General features: G+C 67.2%; 21 protein-coding genes. 15 read left to right on the forward strand and 6 right to left on the reverse strand.

Translation table 11 applies throughout. The annotated features are described in order from the left end of the window. Window positions 1-50 precede the first annotated feature (50 nt). Genes urtA through ACODSD_RS08000 form a run of 13 tightly spaced genes read left to right on the forward strand, consistent with a single transcriptional unit; the run spans window position 51 to window position 11,235 of the window. The gene (urtA, locus tag ACODSD_RS07940) at window positions 51-1,316 is read left to right on the forward strand and encodes an urea ABC transporter substrate-binding protein (protein WP_488877127.1); all 1,266 of its coding nucleotides are present in this window, start codon (window positions 51-53) and stop codon (window positions 1,314-1,316) included. Window positions 1,317-1,334: 18 nt separating this feature from the next. After that, entirely contained in the window at window positions 1,335-2,915 is a 1,581-nt protein-coding gene (gene urtB, locus ACODSD_RS07945) for an urea ABC transporter permease subunit UrtB (RefSeq protein WP_488877128.1), read from the forward strand. An 8-nt stretch (window positions 2,916-2,923) separates the two neighbouring features. After that, window positions 2,924-4,024, forward strand: a complete 1,101-nt coding sequence (gene urtC / locus ACODSD_RS07950; RefSeq protein WP_488877129.1) for an urea ABC transporter permease subunit UrtC — start codon at window positions 2,924-2,926, stop codon at window positions 4,022-4,024. A gap of 37 nt (window positions 4,025-4,061) precedes the next feature. Beyond that, window positions 4,062-4,895 (forward strand): urea ABC transporter ATP-binding protein UrtD, encoded by an 834-nt coding sequence (gene urtD, locus ACODSD_RS07955; protein WP_488877130.1) that lies wholly within the window; start codon window positions 4,062-4,064, stop codon window positions 4,893-4,895. 1 nt (window position 4,896) lies between these two features. Beyond that, window positions 4,897-5,595, forward strand: a complete 699-nt coding sequence (gene urtE / locus ACODSD_RS07960) for an urea ABC transporter ATP-binding subunit UrtE (protein ID WP_488877131.1) — start codon at window positions 4,897-4,899, stop codon at window positions 5,593-5,595. Window positions 5,596-5,598: 3 nt separating this feature from the next. After that, window positions 5,599-6,441 carry an urease accessory protein UreD gene (locus tag ACODSD_RS07965; protein WP_488877132.1) on the forward strand — a complete coding sequence of 281 codons (843 nt, stop codon included), beginning with the start codon at window positions 5,599-5,601 and terminating at the stop codon, window positions 6,439-6,441. Between the two features lie 27 nt (window positions 6,442-6,468). Next, the gene (gene ureA / locus ACODSD_RS07970) at window positions 6,469-6,771 is read left to right on the forward strand and encodes an urease subunit gamma (protein WP_107799313.1); all 303 of its coding nucleotides are present in this window, start codon (window positions 6,469-6,471) and stop codon (window positions 6,769-6,771) included. 10 nt (window positions 6,772-6,781) lie between these two features. Continuing rightward, on the forward strand, window positions 6,782-7,087 hold the full coding sequence (locus tag ACODSD_RS07975; RefSeq protein ID WP_488877133.1) for an urease subunit beta: 306 nt from the start codon (window positions 6,782-6,784) through the stop codon (window positions 7,085-7,087). Continuing rightward, on the forward strand, window positions 7,084-8,784 hold the full coding sequence (ureC, locus tag ACODSD_RS07980; protein ID WP_107799311.1) for an urease subunit alpha: 1,701 nt from the start codon (window positions 7,084-7,086) through the stop codon (window positions 8,782-8,784). The genes ACODSD_RS07975 and ureC overlap by 4 nt, the downstream gene beginning before the upstream one ends. A gap of 9 nt (window positions 8,785-8,793) precedes the next feature. Beyond that, window positions 8,794-9,288 carry an urease accessory protein UreE gene (ureE, locus tag ACODSD_RS07985; protein ID WP_486637097.1) on the forward strand — a complete coding sequence of 165 codons (495 nt, stop codon included), beginning with the start codon at window positions 8,794-8,796 and terminating at the stop codon, window positions 9,286-9,288. Then, window positions 9,285-9,965: an urease accessory protein UreF gene (locus tag ACODSD_RS07990; protein ID WP_107799309.1), complete on the forward strand. Its 681-nt coding sequence runs from the start codon at window positions 9,285-9,287 to the stop codon at window positions 9,963-9,965. Before ureE ends, ACODSD_RS07990 begins: the two co-directional genes overlap by 4 nt. A gap of 30 nt (window positions 9,966-9,995) precedes the next feature. Further along, window positions 9,996-10,661, forward strand: a complete 666-nt coding sequence (gene ureG / locus ACODSD_RS07995) for an urease accessory protein UreG (protein WP_235088850.1) — start codon at window positions 9,996-9,998, stop codon at window positions 10,659-10,661. Beyond that, window positions 10,645-11,235, forward strand: coding sequence for a HupE/UreJ family protein (locus ACODSD_RS08000; RefSeq protein ID WP_488877134.1), 591 nt, complete (start codon window positions 10,645-10,647; stop codon window positions 11,233-11,235). The genes ureG and ACODSD_RS08000 overlap by 17 nt, the downstream gene beginning before the upstream one ends. A gap of 144 nt (window positions 11,236-11,379) precedes the next feature. Here ACODSD_RS08000 and ACODSD_RS08005 read toward each other — a convergent pair whose 3' ends face one another. The 4 genes from ACODSD_RS08005 to ACODSD_RS08020 form a co-directional block, all read right to left on the reverse strand. Continuing rightward, on the reverse strand, window positions 11,380-11,622 hold the full coding sequence (locus ACODSD_RS08005) for a hypothetical protein (RefSeq protein WP_488877135.1): 243 nt from the start codon (window positions 11,620-11,622) through the stop codon (window positions 11,380-11,382). An 8-nt stretch (window positions 11,623-11,630) separates the two neighbouring features. Continuing rightward, window positions 11,631-11,903, reverse strand: a complete 273-nt coding sequence (locus ACODSD_RS08010; protein ID WP_107799305.1) for a hypothetical protein — start codon at window positions 11,901-11,903, stop codon at window positions 11,631-11,633. Between the two features lie 120 nt (window positions 11,904-12,023). After that, the gene (locus ACODSD_RS08015) at window positions 12,024-12,470 is read right to left on the reverse strand and encodes a hypothetical protein (RefSeq protein WP_107799304.1); all 447 of its coding nucleotides are present in this window, start codon (window positions 12,468-12,470) and stop codon (window positions 12,024-12,026) included. A gap of 166 nt (window positions 12,471-12,636) precedes the next feature. Then, window positions 12,637-13,161, reverse strand: a complete 525-nt coding sequence (locus tag ACODSD_RS08020) for a P-loop nucleotide/nucleoside kinase family protein (RefSeq protein WP_107799303.1) — start codon at window positions 13,159-13,161, stop codon at window positions 12,637-12,639. A gap of 227 nt (window positions 13,162-13,388) precedes the next feature. On the opposite strand from ACODSD_RS08020, the gene ACODSD_RS08025 reads away from it, so the two are divergent. Beyond that, window positions 13,389-14,078, forward strand: a complete 690-nt coding sequence (locus ACODSD_RS08025; RefSeq protein WP_488877136.1) for an SOS response-associated peptidase — start codon at window positions 13,389-13,391, stop codon at window positions 14,076-14,078. Window positions 14,079-14,273: 195 nt separating this feature from the next. Here the strand turns inward: ACODSD_RS08025 and fumC are convergent, their stop codons facing one another. Continuing rightward, entirely contained in the window at window positions 14,274-15,653 is a 1,380-nt protein-coding gene (fumC, locus tag ACODSD_RS08030; RefSeq protein WP_488877137.1) for a class II fumarate hydratase, read from the reverse strand. 323 nt (window positions 15,654-15,976) lie between these two features. On the opposite strand from fumC, the gene acnA reads away from it, so the two are divergent. After that, window positions 15,977-18,649, forward strand: coding sequence for an aconitate hydratase AcnA (gene acnA / locus ACODSD_RS08035; RefSeq protein ID WP_235088844.1), 2,673 nt, complete (start codon window positions 15,977-15,979; stop codon window positions 18,647-18,649). Window positions 18,650-18,726: 77 nt separating this feature from the next. Here acnA and ACODSD_RS08040 read toward each other — a convergent pair whose 3' ends face one another. Continuing rightward, window positions 18,727-19,815: a polyamine ABC transporter substrate-binding protein gene (locus tag ACODSD_RS08040; RefSeq protein ID WP_107799299.1), complete on the reverse strand. Its 1,089-nt coding sequence runs from the start codon at window positions 19,813-19,815 to the stop codon at window positions 18,727-18,729. Window positions 19,816-20,042: the final 227 nt, after the last annotated feature.

A 20,042-nucleotide genomic window follows, 5' to 3' on the forward strand; every position in this document is an offset into this window, starting at 1 on the left:
GGCCGGCCGGACGGCCTCCCGGCGCTTCAGGATCGCCCCAGGAGCTTCCCATGTTGATTCGCCCTCATGTCTTGTCTTCCCTTGCGCTGAGCCTGGCGCTGAGCGGCTTCGGCGCCGCGCCGGCTCTCGCCGCCGACACCATCAAGGTGGGGGTGCTGCACTCCCTGTCCGGCACCATGGCCATTTCCGAAACCTCGCTCAAGAATATGGCGCTGTTCGCCATCGACCAGATCAACGCCGAAGGCGGGGTCTTGGGCAAGAAGCTGGAGCCGGTGGTGGTGGACCCGGCGTCCAACTGGCCGCTGTTCGCGGAGAAGGCGCGCCAATTGCTGAGCCGCGACAAGGTGGCGGCGACCTTCGGTTGTTGGACTTCGGTGTCGCGCAAATCGGTGTTGCCGGTGTTCGAGGAACTGAACGGCCTGCTGTTCTACCCGGTGCAGTACGAGGGCGAGGAAATGTCGCCCAATGTGTTCTACACCGGCGCCGCGCCCAATCAGCAGGCGATCCCGGCGGTGGAATACCTGATGAGCAAGGAGGGCGGCGGCGCGCGGCGCTTCTTCCTGTTAGGCACGGATTACGTCTATCCGCGCACCACCAACAAGATTCTGCGCGCCTTCCTCAAAACCAAGGGGGTCAAGGACGCGGACATCCAGGAGGCCTACACCCCGTTTGGCCATAACGATTACCAGACCATCGTCGCCAACATCAAGAAGTTCGCCGCCGGCGGCAAGACCGCGGTGGTGTCCACCATCAACGGCGACTCCAATGTGCCGTTCTACAAGGAGCTGGGCAATCAGGGCCTGAAGGCGGCCGAGGTACCGGTGATGGCGTTCTCGGTGGGCGAGGAGGAGCTGAAGGGCATCGACGCCAAACCGCTGGCCGGCCATCTGGCGGCCTGGAATTACTTCATGAGCGTGAGAAATCCGGTCAACGCCAAGTGGGTGGCGGACTATCGCGCCTGGGCGCGCAAGAAGGGCGTTGCCGGGGCAGACAAGCTGGTGACCAACGATCCGATGGAGGCGACCTATGTAGGGGTCCGGCTGTGGGCGCAGGCTGTGCGCAAGGCCGGCGGCACCGATACGGCCGCGGTGAGCAAGGCCCTGGCCGGGCTGCGGATGGACGCGCCGTCCGGCTTCAAGCTGGAAATGGACGCCCGCAACCATCATTTGCGCAAGCCGGTGATGATTGGCGAGATTCAGCCCAACGGGCAGTTCTCGGTGGTGTGGAAGAGCCGGAGCGTGGTGCGCGCCCAGCCGTGGAGCCCGTATCTGCCCGGCAACGACAAGCGGCCGGACACCCCGGTGAAAAGCAAGTGAGCCGGAAAGGAGCCCGCCATGTCCTGGAGTAAAGCCCTGCCTTGGGCGCTGGCGCTGTGGTGCGCCGCGGCCGGCGCCGGCCCCTTGGCCGAGCTGGCCGGCGCCGATCCGGCCGAACGCGCCGGCTTGATTGAAAGCTGGGCGCCGCGCCCGGACGCCGAGCGCCGCGCGGCGGTGGCCGCCTTGGAGCAGGGCCGGCTATTGCAGTCCGCCGACGGTATGCGCGTGCTGTGGCAGCGGCCGGACGGCGCGCTTGGCGACGCGGTGTCCGGCCAGCCGGCGGCGGGCGACGCCGCCAGCCTGGAACCGCTGCCGTTGAACAACCGGCTGCGCGGCGCCCTGGCGGTGTTTCACGCGGTCGACGAACTGGCCGCGGCGGACCCCGGGCGGCGGCTGGCCGCGGTCCGCGCGCTGGGCGACAGCGGGAACCCGGCGCTGCTGCCCTTGCTAAGGGAACGCTTGGCGCGGGAGGGCGACGCCGAGCTGCGGCGCGCGCTGGAACGGGCCGGCGCCCGCCTGTCGCTGAGCAGTCCGGACCCGGCGCAGCGGCGGGCCGCCGCCATGGCGCTGGCGGACAGCGGCGATCCGGCGGCCTTGGCCTTGCTGGCGCCCTTGACCGACGCCGCCGCGGAAAACGATGCCGAAGTGCGCGCCGCCGCGATGAGGGCGCAAGCGGCCATCCGCGCCAGCGTGCGGATAGACAATCTGCTGGGCGCGGCCTTCGCCGGCCTCAGCCTGGGTTCGGTGCTGCTGCTGGCGGCCTTGGGCCTGGCCGTCACTTACGGCCTGCTGGGCGTGATCAATATGGCGCACGGCGAGATGCTGATGCTGGGGGCCTATGTCGCCTACGCGGCGCAAAGCCTGTTCCACAGCCGCTGGCCGGCCGCCGCCGACGCCTATCTGGCGCTGGCCCTGCCGGCGGCCTTCCTGCTGACCGCCGCCGTGGGCATGGCGCTGGAGAGGCTGGTGATCCGCCACCTCTACGGCCGCCCGCTGGAAACGCTGCTGGCCACTTGGGGCATCAGCCTGGTGTTGATGCAGCTGGTGCGGACCTTGTTCGGCGCGCAAAACGTGGCGGTGGCCAACCCCGGCTGGCTGAACGGCGGCTGGGCCTTGAGCCCGGCGCTGACGCTGCCCTACAACCGCATCGCCGTCATTCTGTTCTCCGCGCTGACGCTGGGCCTGGTCTGGCTGGCGCTGAACCGCAGCCGGCTGGGCCTGTTCGTGCGCGCGGTGACTCAGAACCGGCGCATGGCGGACAGCCTGGGCGTGGCCACCGGGCGGGTGGACATGTTGGCCTTCGGCCTGGGCAGCGGCATCGCCGGCCTGGGCGGGGTGGCGCTGAGCCAGATCGGCAATGTCGGCCCGGACCTGGGTCAGGGCTATATCGTCGACAGCTTCATGGTGGTGGTGCTGGGCGGCGTGGGTCAGCTGGCCGGCGCGGCATGGGGCGCGCTGGGCCTGGGCGTGGCCAACAAGCTGTTGGAGCCGGCGCTGGGCGCGGTGCTGGGCAAGATTCTGATCCTGGCCGGCATCATTCTGTTCATCCAAAAACGTCCGCAAGGCCTGTTCGCCCTCAAGGGCCGGGCCGTGGATTAGGAGCCGCCATGCATCTTCCTTACTCTTTGCGGCTCTTGTCCGGCCTGGGCCGACGGCGCTGGGGCGCGGCGGCGCTGGTGCTGGTCTGGCTCGGTCTGCTGGCCTTGCCCTTGCTGCATGTGTTCGCGCCGGCGGACAGCGGCTGGCGGGTGTCGGCCTATGTTCTGACGCTGGCGGGCAAGATTCTGTGCTACGCGGTGCTGGCCTTGGCCTTGGACCTGGTCTGGGGCTATGCCGGCTTGCTCAGCCTGGGCCACGGCCTGTTCTTCGCGCTGGGCGGCTACGGCATGGGCATGTATCTGATGCGTCAGATCGGCGGCGATGGCGTCTACCAGAGCGCGCTGCCGGATTTCATGGTGTCGCTGGACTGGCGGACGCTGCCGTGGTTCTGGCAGGGCAGCGAACACCTGGCCTGGGCCCTGTGCCTGGCGGTGGGCGCGCCTGGATTGTTGGCGCTGGGCTTTGGCTGGCTGGCTTTCCGTTCCCGCATCCGCGGCGTGTATTTTTCCATCATCACCCAGGCGCTGACCTATGCGGCGATGCTGCTGTTCTTCCGCAACGAAACCGGCTTTGGCGGCAATAACGGCTTTACCGGCTTCAAGCGCATCCTGGGCTTCGGCATCGCCGAGCCGGCCACCCGCGCCTGGCTGTTCGTCCTCAGCGCGCTCCTGCTGTCGCTGGCTTTGCTGGGGGCGTTCCGGCTGACGCGCGGCAAGTTCGGCCGTGTGCTCACCGCGGTGCGCGACGCCGAGTCGCGGCTGATGTTCTGCGGCTACCGGCCGCAAGACTACAAGCTGGCGGTATGGGTGTTGTCCGCCATGCTCTGCGGCCTGGCCGGGGCCTTGTACGTGCCGCAGGCCGGCATCATCAATCCGGGCGAGATGTCGCCGGGCAATTCGATCGAGGCCGCCGTCTGGGTGGCGGTGGGCGGCCGTGGCACCTTGATCGGACCGGTGCTGGGCGCCGTCTTGGTCAATGCCGCCAAGAGCTGGTTCACCGTGGCCTTTCCGGAGTACTGGCTGTTCTTTCTGGGCGGGCTGTTCATCGCCGGCACCCTGTTGCTGCCGCGCGGCTTGATGGGCTGGCTGGCGCGGGGGCGCGGCGCTTGAGGCGGCCGCGCGTTTATTGATTTCCCGGATATGCGACATGAATACAACAAGGGAGAATCCCGTTCCGCGCGGACAGTGGGAGGGCGAGGCGGTGGGCTTGTCCCGGCCATTGACGCCGGGGCTGGACATTCGGCATGGACAGATATTATATCTTGACGATGTCATAGTTGATTTCGACGGTTACCGCGCGCTGAACCGTTTGACGCTGTCGATCGCCGTCGGCGAATTGCGCGTGGTGATCGGCCCCAACGGCGCCGGCAAGACCACGATGATGGATGTGATCACCGGCAAGACCCGGCCGGACGCCGGCAGCGTGTTCTTCGGCCAGACCCTGGACCTGCGCAGATACGACGAGGCCGAGATCGCCCAACTGGGCATAGGGCGCAAATTCCAGAAGCCCACGGTGTTCGAGGCGATGACGGTGGCGGACAACCTGGAGCTGGCGCTGGCCGGAGACCGCTCGGTGCGCGCCAGCCTGCGCGCGCGGCTGGGCGCGGCTCAGCGCCGCCGCGTCGACGAACTGCTGGAACGGGTGCGGCTGCAGGAGCAGCGCGGCCGGCTGGCCGGCCTGCTGTCGCACGGCCAAAAGCAATGGCTGGAGATTGGCATGCTGCTTGCTCAGCAACCCAAGCTGCTCTTGCTGGACGAGCCGGTGGCCGGCATGAGCGACGCCGAAACCGAACAGACCGCGGAGCTGCTGCTGAGCCTGAAGGGCGAGCACTCCCTGATGGTGGTGGAACACGATATGGATTTCGTCGCCAGCCTGGGCGGCCGGGTGACGGTGCTGGCCGAAGGCGCGGTGCTGGCGGAGGGGACGCTGCGGCAGGTGCAGGCGGACGAGCGGGTGATCGAAGTGTATCTGGGGCGCTGACATGCTGGAAATCGACGGACTGGAACAGTATTACGGCGGCAGCCGCATCCTGCGCGGGATCAGCCTGCGCGCCGAGACGGGGCGGATCTCCTGCCTGCTGGGGCGCAACGGCGCGGGCAAGAGCACGCTGCTCAAATGCCTGAGCGGGCAATTGCCGATACGCGGCGGGCGCATGCGCTGGCGCGGCGAGGACGTCGCGGCGCTGGCGCCGCATCAGCGCGCGGCGCGCGGCATCGCCTATGTGCCGCAGGGGCGCGAAATCTTTCCGCGGCTGACGGTGGAGGAAAATCTGCGCCTGGGTCTGGCGCGCTTCTCCGGCGCGGCCGGCCGCCGCTTGCCGGACAGCGTGTTCGAGATGTTTCCGGTGCTGTACGAGATGCGCGGCCGCCGCGGCGGCGACCTGTCCGGCGGCCAGCAGCAGCAATTGGCGATTGGCCGCGCCTTGGCCGGGCGGCCGTCGCTGCTGATGTTGGACGAGCCGACCGAAGGCATTCAGCCCTCCGTCATCAAGCAGATCGGCGCGGCGATCCGCCAATTGGCGGCCGGGGGCGAGATGACCATCCTGCTGGTGGAACAGTATTACGACTTCGCCGAGGCGCTGGCGGACCGCTACCTGGTGATGGCGCGCGGCGAAGTGGTGCAAAGCGGCCTGGGCGGGGACATGCGGGCGGACGGCGTGCGCGGGCTGCTGGCGATCTGAGCGATGCGACGCGATGCCGCCGCCGTCGGCCTGCCGCCGCCCTGGGCCGCCGAACTGGAGCTGAGCTACCGGCGCCGCGACGGACGCACCATTCCGGTGCGGCGGCGGCATTGCGGCCCCTTGCGGGTGCAGCGCCACTTCACCGACGACGCCGGCCAGTGCCAGCACATCATCGTGCATCCGCCGGGGGGCATGGCCGGCGGCGACAGCCTGAGCCTGACGGTGACTTTGGAGGAGGGCGCGGAGGTGTTGCTGACCAGCCCCGGCGCCGCCAAGTGGTACGACGGTTTCGGCCGCCCGGCCAGCCAGCGGCTGGAGCTGTCTTTGGCCGCCGGCGCGCGGTTGGAATGGCTGCCGCTGGAAACCATTCTGTTCGCCGGCGCCGAGGTGAGCTTGCAAGGCCGCGTCCAGCTGCTGGGCGACGCCGCGCTGCTGTATGGCGACGTGCTCTGCCTGGGGCGGCCGGCCTGCGGCGAGCGCTTCGACCGCGGTCTCTGGCGTCAAAGCCTGGACATAGAACGCGACGGTCGCTTGATCTGGTGCGAGCGCGCCGCCTTGGCCGGCGGCGACCGCATGCTGGACGCGGCGGTCGGAATGGGCGGCCAGACCGCGGTCGGCCTGCTGCTGTGGGCCGGGCCGGCGCTGCCGGAGGCCTTGCATCAGGCGGTATTGGCGCTGCCGCTGGCGGGCCGCGCCGCCGCCAGCCAACTGCCCGACGTCTGGCTGGCGCGCTTCATCGGCGACAGCGCCGAAGCCGCCCATCATTGGCTGCGGCGGGCGCGGCGCTTGCTTTACCCGTTCACCCACGGCCGCGCGGCGCAGGAGCCGCGCATCTGGGCGACTTGACCCTTCAATGAGAAATGGGACTTCACGATGGAATTGACGCCCAGAGAAAAAGACAAGCTCTTGATCTTCACCGCCGGCCTGCTGGCGGAACGCCGCCGCGCGCGCGGCCTGAAGCTGAATTATCCGGAGGCGGTGGCCTATATCAGCGCCGCCGTCATGGAGGGCGCGCGCGACGGGCGCAGCGTGGCGGAGCTGATGCATTACGGCGCCACCTTGCTGGGCCGCGAGGACGTGATGGACGGCGTGGCCGAGATGATCGCCGACATCCAGGTGGAAGCCACTTTTCCGGACGGCACCAAGCTGGTCACCGTCCACCAGCCCATTGTATGAGGAGGCCGCGATGATTCCCGGACAGATCCAGGCCGCCGAGGGCGAGATCGAGCTCAACGCCGGCCGCCGCACCCTGACGCTGACGGTGGCCAATACCGGCGACAGGCCGATCCAGGTGGGCTCGCATTATCACTTCGCCGAAACCAACGACGCCTTGCAGTTTGACCGCGAGGCCGCCCGCGGTTGCCGGCTGAACATCGCCGCGGGCACCGCGGTGCGCTTCGAGCCCGGGCAGGTCCGCAGCGTGGAGCTGGTGGAGCTGGCCGGCCGGCGCCGGGTGTACGGCTTTCAGGGCAAGGTGATGGGGGCCTTATGAAAATCAGCAGACAGGCGTACGCCGAGATGTTCGGCCCCACCGTCGGCGACCGGGTGCGCTTGGCCGATACCGAATTGTGGGTGGAAGTGGAGCGCGACTACACCGTGTACGGCGAGGAGGTGAAGTTCGGTGGCGGCAAGGTGATACGCGACGGCATGGGCCAGGGCCAGGGCCTGGCGGCGGAGGTGGCCGACACGGTGCTGACCAATGCGCTGATCCTGGATCACTGGGGCATCGTCAAGGCCGACATCGGCCTCAAGGACGGCCGCATCGCCGCCATCGGCAAGGCCGGCAATCCGGACATCCAGCCCGGCGTCGACATCGCCATCGGCGCCGCCACCGAAATCATCGCCGCCGAAGGCATGATCGTCACTGCCGGCGGCATCGACAGCCATATCCATTTCATCTGCCCGCAGCAGATCGAAGACGCCCTGATGTCCGGCGTCACCACCATGATAGGCGGCGGCACCGGGCCGGCCACCGGCAGCAAGGCCACCACCTGCACGCCGGGGCCGTGGCATCTGGCGCGGATGCTGGAAGCGGCGGAAGCCTTTCCGATGAATCTGGGCTTCACCGGCAAGGGCAACGCCAGCCTGCCGGAGCCGCTGCGCGAGCAAGTGCGCGCCGGCGCCATCGGCCTCAAGCTGCACGAAGACTGGGGCAGCACCCCGGCGGCGATAGACAACTGTCTGACGGTGGCGGACGAGATGGACGTGCAAGTGGCCATCCACACCGACACCCTGAACGAATCCGGCTTCGTCGAGGCCACGCTGGCCGCGTTCAAGGGCCGCGCCATCCACACCTATCACACCGAGGGCGCCGGCGGCGGCCACGCGCCGGACATCATCAAGGCCTGCGGCCACGCCAATGTGCTGCCCAGCTCCACCAATCCCACCCGGCCGTTCACGGTCAACACCATAGACGAGCACCTGGACATGTTGATGGTCTGCCATCACCTGGACCCGGGCATCGCCGAGGACGTGGCCTTCGCCGAAAGCCGCATCCGGCGCGAAACCATCGCCGCCGAGGACATCCTGCACGATCTGGGCGCCTTCGCGATGATGTCCTCGGACAGCCAGGCGATGGGGCGGGTGGGGGAAACCATACTGCGCTGCTGGCAGACGGCGGACAAGATGCGGCGCCAGCGCGGCCCCTTGCCGGGCGACGGCCCCGGCCACAGCAATTTCCGGGTCAAGCGCTACCTGGCCAAGTACACCATCAACCCGGCCCTGACCCACGGCATCGCCCACGAGGTGGGCAGCGTCGAAGCCGGCAAGCTGGCCGATCTGGTGCTGTGGCGGCCGGCCTTCTTCGCGGTCAAACCCAGCCTGATCCTCAAGGGCGGCGTCATCGCCGCCGCCGCGATGGGCGATCCCAACGCCAGCATTCCGACGCCGCAGCCGGTGCATTACCGGCCGATGTTCGGCAGCTGCGGCGCGGCGGTGGCGCGCGGCAGCGTCACCTTTGTGTCGCAGGCGGCGCTGCAGGCCGGCGTCGGCGCGGAACTGGGCCTGCGCAAGCGGCTGGTGGCGGTGCGGGGCTGCCGTCAGCTGAGCAAGGCCGATCTGATCCACAACGATTATCTGCCGCATATCGAGGTGGACCCGCAAAACTACCAGGTGCGCGCCGACGGCGAATTGCTGTGGTGCGAACCGGCCGAGCGTCTGCCGCTGGCGCAGCGTTATTTCTTGTTTTGAGAGGATGCCATGTTGTTGTTGACACGCCGCGCCGACGATGCGAGCGCCTGGGACGATGAGTTGCTGATGAGTTACGAACTGCGCGGCAAGCGCCGGCTGCGCACCCGCAGCGCCGCCGGCGAAGACTGCGGCCTGTTTCTGGAACCGGGGCCGCCGCTGGCCGACGGTGAGGTGTTGCAGGCCGAGGATGGCCGCCGGGTGCGGGTGGCGGCCGCGGCGGAGGCCTTGCTGCATGTCTGTTGCGCCGACGCCGTCGCGCTGACCCGCGCCGCCTACCACCTGGGCAACCGCCATGTGCATCTGCAAGTGGGCGAGGGCTGGCTGCGGCTGCTGGACGACGAGGTGCTGGCGCGGATGCTGGAGCAGATGGGCGCGCAGGTGCGAAAAATCGACGCGCCGTTCCAGCCGGAGTCCGGCGCTTACGGCGGCGGCCACCATCACTCCCACGGCAAGGAGGCGGCCTTCCAGTATCCGCCGCGGCTGCATCAGTACGGCGCGGCATGAGCGCGCTGGCGCGGCTGCAACTGATGCGGCTGGCCAGCCCCGGCCTGCCTATCGGCGCGTATAGCTATTCGCAAGGGCTGGAGAGCGCGCTGGAGCTGGGCCTAGTGCATGATGCCGCCAGCGCCGCCGCCTGGCTGGGCGATGCGCTGCAAGGACCGCTGTCTCGTTTCGAAGCCGCGCTGCTGGCCCAGGCCTGGCGCGCGCTGGCCGCCGACGAGCAGCCGGCGCTGACGCGGATCAATCAGCAATTGCTGGCCAGCCGCGACAGCCGCGAACTGAGGCAGGAAACCGTGCAGATGGGGTATTCGCTGCGCCGCCTGCTGCAAGCGTTGCCGGAATGCGCCGGTTTGCCGTGGCCGGCCGGGCTGGAGCAGCCGGAGCTGGCGCTGCCGGCGGTTTGGGCGCAGGCGGCGCGCGCCTTGGGCGTGGACGAGGCCGGCGCGGTGGACGCGTATCTATGGGGCTGGCTGGAGAACCAGGTCACGGTTCTGCTCAAGGCGATGCCGATGGGGCAGACGGCCGGCCAGCAATTATTGTCGGCCTTGTTGCCGGCGGCGGCGGCCGCCGGCGCCGAGGCGCGGCGGCTGCCGGCGGACCAACTGAGCAATTTCGCCCCCGGCCTCGCCTGGGCGGCGATGAAGCATGAAACCCAGTACAGCAGGCTGTTCCGGTCTTGAGCCGGCGGCCGCTATCTCAAGGAGAAAGCAATGAACACGACAGGACTCGCCCAGGGGCGCGGGCCGTTGCGGGTGGGCATAGGCGGGCCGGTGGGCTCGGGCAAGACCCACCTGACCTGGGCGCTGTGCGCGGCGCTGCGCGACAAATACAATGTCGCCGCCGTCACCAACGACATCTACACCCAGGAAGACGCGCAATTCCTGGTCCAGCACCAGGCGCTGGCGGCGGATCGCATCATCGGCGTCGAGACCGGAGGCTGCCCGCACACCGCCATCCGCGAAGACGCGTCCATCAATCTGGAGGCGGTGGCGCGGCTGAACGCGCGCCATCCCGGCCTGGACCTGATCTTCATTGAAAGCGGCGGCGACAATCTGGCCGCCACCTTCAGCCCGGAGCTGTCCGATCTGACGCTGTACGTGATCGACGTGTCCGCCGGCGACAAGATTCCGCGCAAGGGCGGGCCGGGCATCTGCAAGTCGGACCTGCTGGTGATCAACAAGATTGATCTGGCGCCGCTGGTGGGGGCCTCGCTGGAGGTGATGGCGCGCGACGCCGGCCGCATGCGCGGCGAACGGCCCTTCGTGTTCTCCAATCTCAAGCTTGGCCAGGGGCTGAACGACATCATCGCCTTCATCGAAACCCAGGGCATGCTGCAACTTGAGGTCTCGGGAGCTGAAAATGACCTTTCTGCGTAAATTCACGCCGGGCGCGCTGGCGCTATTGCTGGCCAGCGGACTGGCCCAGGCCCACCCCGGCCACGCCGTCGCCGGCTTTTCCAGCGGCCTCGCGCATCCGCTTGGCGGGTTGGACCATTTGCTGGCCATGCTGGCGGTGGGTTTGTGGTCGTGGCGGCTGGGCGGCGCGGCTCGCTGGCAAGGGCCCTTGACCTTCATGGCCATGTTGGCCGCGGGCGGCGTGTTGGGCTGGCTGGGCGTGAGCGTGGCGGCGCTGGAAAGCGGCATCGCCGCCAGCGTGATCGCGCTGGGCCTGCTGCTGACCTTCGCCTTGCAGCCGCGGCGCGGCCTGGCCTTGGCGGCGATCACCGGCTTCGCCTTGCTGCACGGCGTCGCCCACGGCCAGGAAATGCCGCACGACGCCTCCGGCCTGGCTTACGCCGCCGGTTTCGTGCTGGCCTCCGGCCTGCTGCACGCGGCCGGCTTGCTGCTGGGACGGACGGAAACGCGCCTTGCCTTGGGCGAGCGGCTGGGGCGCGTCGCCGGCGGCGGCATCGCCGCGTGCGGAGTGTTGATGCTGGGCGGCTGGGTTTAAGCGGCTTCGTAAGCCGCTTCTAAGAACGTGTTTACGATCTCGCGAGCAAGAGCGAGACAAGGCGAAAACCGCTGAGAAATGAGTATTTCGAAGTGCTACTCGCCGCGCCCAGTTTCACGAAGCGCAGCAGATCGTAAACAGGTTCTAAGCGCGCGTCGCGGCGTCGCGGCCGGCCTGGGCCGCCCGCTCCCGGATCAGATCCAGCTCATTGTGGGCGTCCTGCGCCATCTCCGCCGCCAGCCGGCAGAGTTGGGCGATGTGCTCGCGCGTTTGAGAGTCAGCCGTTTCGTTCAGGCGTTCGATCGCGCGCATCAGCGAGGCCAGCGATTGCAGCGTGTCCATGGCGCTGGCGGCGACGGCGCGTTCCGCTTGAGTGGATAAGGGCATGGCGGCGTTCAAACGCTGAGCGCTTGCGGGCACACCTGGAGGCGCAGATTGGTGTGGCGCAGGCTGTAGCCGGTTTCCGCGCAGTAAAGCGCGCCGGTGTGGCGGTCCGCCCACAATCTCCGGCGCTGGATGCTGACCGCGCAGACCCGGCGCGGCAGCACGCCCTTGGGGGTGTGCAGCGCGGCCTTGACCACGGGCAGGGGTTTGAGCAGGCGCAGGCTCTCCACGGCGATGCAGCTGCCGTAGTCGGTAAGCCGGGGGCGAAGCGGCGGGAAGGTCATGCCAATCTCCATTCCTCACAAGGCGATCAGCATAGCCTATCAATAAAGATATTAAGCAACAATAACCACTAGGTTATCTACAGCGGAGTGTTGCGTATCGGCCCATGGCCGCGCGCCGGCTCATTCCGCCGCGCCGCCCGCCCAAGCGTCCGCCGGCTGTGGCTGAGGGGGCTCCTGAGTCAGCGCTTCCACCATGCCGCGCAGGCTGATCAGCGCTTTGCGGCTGAGAGTCTGCCCGCGCACGCCGCGATGCAGATCGTCGATCAACAACTGCAGCAAGGCGCGTTCCGACAGCGCGGCCTCGAACTCCGCCACCCGCGCGTGCAGCGGCGGCAGGGCGTCGATGTCGCCTTCCTGATCCAGCCAGTAGCGGGGCAGGTTCAGCCGGTTTTCGATGTGGCGGGCCAGGTGTTCTCCCATGCCGCGGCCGCTGGGGGCGTCCGAGAACAGGCGGTAGATTTGCGGAGGGCGGCGATCGATCAGCTCCGCGAGTCGGGAAACGGTTCCGTCAAAATCGCGTTCGATCAACAGGCCCAGCTTGTGGCGGCGGATTTCGGTGGTGTTCATGTTTGCTATTCAAGCCTAAATATATCCGGCTGGTAAGCTGTCATATGGTTATTGATTTATATATCCGACAGGCCATGCCTGGGGCGGAGGAGCGATCGCCGCCGCTTGCGCGGCCATGAAAAAACGCCGGCAAGCCGGCGTTTTTCGCAGGGGCGGCAGGCGCGTTTCAAGCCTCGGCGCTGAGATGGGCCACGACGTTGAAGCCTTCCTGCGGGCTGGGCGGCACGAAGTAGCGGGTGATGTGGTCGAACTCCGCTTCGCTGACGCTGAACGGGTGGGAGCCCTTGGCGTTGCGCTGGCGCAAGCGCGCCTTGCAGGCCTCGTCGCTGACGTCCAGATGGTGCAGCTGGTGGGCGGCGCCGCTGGACTCGATCAGCTCGCGCATCCAGCGACGGCTGTCCAGGGTGTTGGCCGGCATGTCCAGCACCACGGACAGGCCCTGCCGCAGCAGGGCGGAAACATGGGGCGCCAGCGCGTCTTTCAGCGACTGCGAGCGGCGCACATAGTCGGTCAGCGTGCGGATCTCGCCGGGATAGAGCTTGGCCAGCCAGTCGTCTTCGCTGATCAGCACGGTGCGGGGCTGATCGGACAGGCGGCGGGTCAGCGTGGACTTGCCCGCCGCGATTTTGCCGCAAACCAAGTGCAGTGTCGCCTCAGTGGCCGTATCTTTGAATTGTTCATTGCTTGGCATGACAGTCTCCTTGGGAGAGGGGCATATATGAAAAAACCCGCCGGTTGGGGCGGGTTGCCGGGCTTCGTCTGGCCGCGCGCCAACCCGCCTCAAAAAAAGGCGTCAATCCAATCTTGGCTGGAGAAGGGGGCGAAACGGCGCATAGTGGCCTTATGGTGGCCGCTTGGGCCGGCCTTGTCAAACCGCTGAGGCGGGCCGGCCGGCGCGATATCCGGTAGACTGGACCGATGTGCGTCAATTATCTATGTCCCCATCCGGATCAACTGCCGTTGTTCGGCGTGGAGGCCGGCGAGCTGCTTTGGCAAGAAGAGGCCTGGCAGGATTACGCCGCGCCCTTCATCGTGGCCGGCCGCCGGGGCCTGGAGCCGCGGCTGGGCAATTATGGCCTGGTGCCCAAGCGTCATCAGCCGGACGGCATGCGGCTGTCCACCACCAACGCGCGTTCGGAAACCGTGGCCGAACTGAAAAACTTCCGCTACCCGTGGCGGGCCGGCCAGCGTTGCCTGGTGCCGATGCGGGCCTTTTTCGAACCCTCGTATGAAAGCGGCCGCGCGGTGCGCTGGCGCATCGGCCTGGCCGACGACGCGCCGTTCGCGGTGGCCGGGCTGTGGCGGGCCTGGTCGGAACCGGACGGTTCGATCAGCCACGCTTTCACCCAATTGACGGTCAACGCCGAGGCGCACGCGCTGATGCGCCGCACCCACAAGCCGGAGGATGAGAAGCGTTCGCTGGTGATTGTGCGGCCGGAGGATTACCAGGCCTGGCTGACGGCGCGGAGGCCGGAGGACGCGCACCGCTTGCTGCGGCTGTATCCGGCGGAGGAGATGCGCGCCGAGGACGCGCCGCTGGCGCCGCGCCAGGGCGCGCCCAAGCCGGCGCCTCAGCCGCTGCCGCGAACCTTGGGTTTGTTCGACTGAACGCCGTATGAGCAAAGCCGCGAATGCTGGCGGGTATCGCTTATGGCTCCACCCACCCTACGCGCGGTGGTTTGCCATGGGTAGGGTGGGTGGAGCGTAGCGATATCCGCGCGGAGGACTGTCGCAGAAGCCTGGGGCAGCCAGGATGCGCGGTTTTCTGTGCGCCAAGCCAGGTTCAGCGCACTGAAAAAGAGCTTAGATCATCGCCTTCGGATCCACCCACTGATCAAACTGCTCCGCCGTCACATAACCCAGCTCCAGCGCCGCCTGCTTGAGGGTGCCGCCGTTGGCGTGGGCCAGCTTGGCGATGGCGGCGGCCTTGTCGTAGCCGATGTGCGGGTTGAGCGCGGTGACCAGCATCAGCGATTGCTCCAGCAATTGCTCGATGCGCGGGCGGTTGGCCAGCATGCCGCGCACGCAATGATGGTTGAGGCTGTCCATGCCGTCTGACAGCAGGCGCGCGCTTTGCAGGAAGTTGTGGACGATCAGCGGCTTGAACACGTTCAATTCGAAATTGCCGGAGGCTGCGCCGATGGACAGCGCCACGTCGTTGCCCAGCACCTGGCAGCACAACATGGTCATCGCCTCGCACTGAGTGGGGTTGACCTTGCCCGGCATGATGGAGCTGCCCGGCTCGTTTTCCGGGATCAGCAATTCGCCCAGGCCGCTGCGCGGGCCGGAGGCCAGCCAGCGGATGTCGTTGGCGATCTTGATCAGCGCCGTGGCCAGTTGCTTGAGCGCGCCGTGGGAGTGCACCAGCGCGTCGTGGCCGGCCAGCGCGGCGAACTTGTTGCCGGCGCTGGCGAAGGGCAGGCCGCAGGCGCGATTGAGCTCCGCGGCCACGCGCGGGCCGAACTCCGGATGGGTGTTGAGGCCGGTGCCGACGGCGGTGCCGCCCACGGCCAGCTGGTAGAGGCCGGGCAGCGCGGCGCGGACGGCGTGTTCGGCTTGCTCCAGCTGGTCCACCCAGCCGGACAGCTCCTGGCCCAGGGTCAGCGGAGTGGCGTCCTGCAAATGGGTGCGGCCTATCTTGACGATGTCGGCGAAGGCGGCCGCCTTGTCCGTCAGCGCGGCGCGCAGCCGGCCCAGCGCCGGCAGCAGCCTGTCGTGCACCGCGCGCGCGGCGGCCACGTGCATGGCGGTGGGGTAGATATCGTTGGAGGACTGGCCGCGGTTGACGTCGTCGTTGGGGTGGACGAGCCGGCCCGGGCCGCGCTCGCCGCCCAGCAGTTCGGACGCGCGGTTGGCCAGCACCTCGTTCATATTCATATTGCTCTGAGTGCCGGAGCCGGTTTGCCAGACCGACAGCGGGAAGGCGTCCGGATGTTTGCCGGCCAGGACTTCGTCGGCGGCGGCGACGACGGCGTCGGCCTTGTTCGCCGGCAGTTTGCCCAGTTCGCGGTTGGCCAGCGCGGCGGCGCGTTTGACCTGGGCCAGCGCCAGGATCAGTTCCGGCGGCATGGTTTCGCTGGAGATGGCGAAGTGGCCGAGCGAGCGCTGGGTCTGCGCGCCCCACAGCGCGTTGGCGGGGACTTCGATGTCGCCGAAGGAATCGTGTTCTATTCTGTGTGTCATGGCATGCCTTTCGCACGGGAATGAGGTTTCGATTGTATGCTAAATGCAAGTTAAGGGCTGAACCATTGACCCTTTTCCCGGTCTGAACATGAGGCGGAGCGCCTCGGACAGACCGCTTGTCGAGGCGCTCCCATGGTTTTCGCCCTTGAGTGCGTGTTTACGATCTCGCGAGACCAGGCGAAAACCGCTGAGAAAGCAAATGCGCAGGTGGCGCATGAGCGTTTCGAAGCGGGTTTCAAGGCCTTTGTCTAACATCCCGCCGCGGCGCGGCGGGTCGTAAACAGGTTCTTAGCTTGCATCTTGGCTTTCAACAGGAGTCCTTCATGTCGCTTCGTTCCGAATCCACTTTGCGTTCCTTTACCCTGGCCTCGGGCCAGTCCTGTCAATTCCATTCGCTGCCGGCGCTGGCGGAGCTGGGCGTCGGCGATGTCGGCCGGCTGCCGGTGTCGCTGCGCATCGTGCTGGAGTCTTTGCTGCGCCACCTGGACGGCCAGCGCGTAGCCGAGGAGCATGTGCGGCAGTTGGCCGGCTGGCGGCCGCAGGCGCCGCGCAGCGAGGAGATCCCCTTCGTGGTGGCGCGCATCGTGCTGCAGGATTTCACCGGCGTGCCGCTGCTGTGCGATCTGGCGGCGATGCGTTCGGTGGCCGAGCGCTTCGGCAAGCCGCCCAAGCGCATCGAACCGCTGGTGCCGGTGGACCTGGTGGTGGACCACTCGGTGCAGATCGACCACTTCCGCGAGAACAACGCCTTGGACCTTAACATGAAACTGGAATTCCGCCGCAACGCGGAACGCTACCGTTTCATCAAATGGGGGATGCAGGCCTTCGACACCTTCAAGGTGGTGCCGCCGGGCATCGGCATTGTGCACCAGGTGAACCTGGAGTATCTGGCGCGCGGAGTGTTGAGCAAGGGCGGGGTCTATTACCCGGACAGCCTGGTGGGCACGGATTCGCACACCACCATGATCAACGGCCTGGGCGTGGTGGGCTGGGGCGTGGGCGGCATCGAGGCGGAGGCCGGCATGTTGGGCCAGCCGGTGTATTTCCTGACGCCGGACGTGGTGGGCGTGCATTTGAAGGGCCGGCTGCGCGAGGGCGTGACCGCCACCGATCTGGTGCTGACCGTGACCGAGATGCTGCGCAAGGCGCAGGTGGTGGGCAAGTTCGTGGAGTTCTACGGCGCCGGCGCGGCCTCGCTGACTCTGCAGGATCGCGCCACGCTGGCGAACATGGCGCCGGAGTACGGCGCCACCATGGGCTTCTTCCCGCCGGACGAGCAGACCGCCGCCTATCTGACCGCCACCGGCCGCAGCGAGGCGGAAGTGGACGCGTTCCGCCGCTATTTCCAGGCGCAGCAAATGTTCGGCATGCCGCAGGAGGGCGAAATCGATTACAGCAGCGTGCTGGAGCTGGATCTGGCCACGGTCGCGCCCAGCGTGGCCGGCCCGCGCCGGCCGCAGGACCGCATCGCCCTGCCGGACTTGAAGACGCGTTTCAACGAGCTCTTGCACCAGCCGGCCAAAACCGGCGGTTACGGCAAGGAGGGCGCCGGCGGCTTCAGCGGCAAGCTGCGTCACGGTTCGGTGCTGATCGCGGCGATTACCTCTTGCACCAACACCTCCAACCCCGGGGTGATGCTGGCCGCCGGCCTGCTGGCGCAGAAGGCGGTGGCCAGCGGCCTGAGCGTGGCCGGTCACATCAAGACCTCGCTGGCCCCCGGCTCGCGGGTGGTGACCGACTACTTGGGCAAGGCGCATTTGCTGGCGCCGCTGGAGCAGCTGGGTTTCCGCGTAGCCGCCTACGGCTGCACCACCTGCATCGGCAACGCCGGCCCGCTGGAGCCGCAGCTGGAGAGCGAGGTCAGCGGGCAGGATTTGATCTGCGCGTCGGTGCTGTCCGGCAACCGCAATTTCGAGGCGCGCATTCATCCGGCGATCAAGGCCAACTTCCTGATGAGTCCGCCGCTGGTGGTGGCCTTCGCCATCGCCGGCCGGGTGGACATCGATCTGGAGCATGAGCCCTTGGGCGTCGGCGTGGACGGCAAGCCGGTGTATCTGCGCGATGTCTGGCCCAGCCAGCAGGAGGTGGGCGCCGCCTTGCTGCAAGCGACGGACGCGACCACGTATCGCCGCTTGTACCAGGATTTCGCCAGCGGCAACCCGCTGTGGAACGATATCGCCGCCAGCGCGGGCGAGGTCTACGGCTGGGAGGCGTCCAGCTATATCGCCGAACCGCCGTTCTTCCAGGATTTCGCGATGCAGCCCGCGCCGCAGCCGCCGATCCGCGGCGCGCGCGCCTTGGCGATCTTCGGGGATTCGGTGACCACCGACCACATCAGCCCGGCCGGTTCGATCAAGCCGAGCTCGCCGGCCGGCCTGTATCTGCAGGGGCAGGGCATCTCGCCCGGCGATTTCAACAGCTACGGCTCGCGGCGCGGCCATCACGAGGTGATGATGCGCGGCACTTTCGCCAATGTGCGCATCCGCAACCTGATGCTGGCGCCGGACGCCGACGGCAAGCCGGTGGAGGGCGGCCTGACCCTGCTGCAGCCGGACGGCGAGCAAATGGCCATCTACGACGCGGCGATGAGTTATGTGCGCGCCGGCACGCCCACGCTGATCTTCGCCGGCGAGGAGTACGGCACCGGCTCCAGCCGGGACTGGGCGGCCAAGGGCACGCGCCTGCTGGGCGTGCGCGCGGTGGTGGCCAAGAGCTTCGAACGCATTCACCGCTCCAATCTGGTGGGCATGGGGGTGTTGCCGCTGCAGTTCCTGGACGGGGACAGCGCCGCCGGCCTCAAGGGCGACGAAACCTTCGAGCTGCGCGGGCTGGAGGACGGCATCGCGCCGCAGCAGCGGGTGCATTTGCTGATCCGCGACGCCGCCGGTGGCGAACGCGAACTGCCCTTGCTGCTGCGCATCGACACGCCGGTGGAGGTGGATTACTACCGGCACGGCGGCATCCTGCCCTATGTGTTGCGCCAGTTGCTGGCTTGAGCGCCGACATCTGACCGCGTTTTAAAGCACAACAGCCGCTTTGAGCGGCTGTTGTGCTTTGGCGGAGCCGCGCGGCTTCAGCTGCGGCCCAGCTTGAAGTTCTGCCAGAAACGGCCGTAGATGCGCAGGGTTTCCTGACCCACGCTCTTTTGAATGAAGCTGTTTTTCAGGTCTTCGGAATTGGGGAAGATGGAGCGGTCGTTCAGGTACTGTTTGTTGACGAACTGCCGCGCCGGCAGGCTGCCCGGGGCGAAGGTCACGGTATTGGCGTTGTCCGCGGCGATCTTGGGTTCCAGGCTGTAGTTGATGAAGGACAGCGCGTTGGCCACGTTCTTGGCGTCCTTGGGGATGGCCATGCTGTCCACCCAGATGGCCACGCCCTGTTTGGGCATCAGCGGAACCACCTTGACGCCGTTCTTGGCGTCCGCGGCGCGGCGCTTGGCGATGTTGAGGTCGCCGCCATAGCCCATGGCCAGGCAGACTTCGCCGCTGGCCATGTCGTTGATGTAGCCGGAGGAGGAGATGCGGGTGACGCTGGCGCGCATGGCGTTGAGCTGCGGCATGATGGCGCGGTAGTCGGCTTCCTTGGTGCTGCCCGGGTCCTTGCCGAAGTAGTGCAGCGCCATCGGGAAGAATTCGGACGGGGAGTCCAGAATGCTGACGCCGCAGGATTTGAGCTTGGACACGTACTCAGGTTTGAACAGCAGATCCCATTCATTGGCCGGCAGCTTGCCGCCCAGCGCTTTTTTGACCTTTTCCTCATTGATGCCCAGGGTGATCACGCCCCAGAAATACGGCACCGCGTATTTATTGCCCGGATCGGACACTTCCATCATTTTCAGCAGCGCCGGGTCTATGTTCTTGTAGTTGGGGATCTTGCTCTTGTCCAGCGGCTGAAACAGCCCGGCCTTGATGCCCAGGCCCAGCACATTATTGGACGGCACCACCAGATCGAAGCCGGAGCGGCCGGTCATCAGCTTGGCGTTCAGGGTTTCCATGCTGTCGTAGACGCTGTAATTGACCTTGACGCCGGTTTGCTTGCTGAAGGCCGGCACGGTGGTGGGAGCGATGTAGTCGGACCAGTTGTAGACGTTGACGGTATTGGCTTGGGCGTGGGCGGCGCCGGCGAGGCCGAGCGCGAGCAGACAGTGCTTCCAGGTATTCATGTTCTCTTCCTTCTCTCTCTTTGCATGGTTCTTTCCTGCGCCGTATCGCCAACGCGCGGCAGATCGTAAGCAGGTTCTTATGCGGCGGCCGGTAGGCCCGGCTCTGGCGCAAGGCGCCGGCGCGGGGCCGGATCTTGCCGAGCCAGCATATCGCCCCGCGCTGGTGGCGTCTATTATTTTTGCCATTTGATGTTTTTGTGTTAATTATCTGCATACTCCATGCAACC

Source organism: Chromobacterium sp. FG22, from assembly GCF_057809415.1.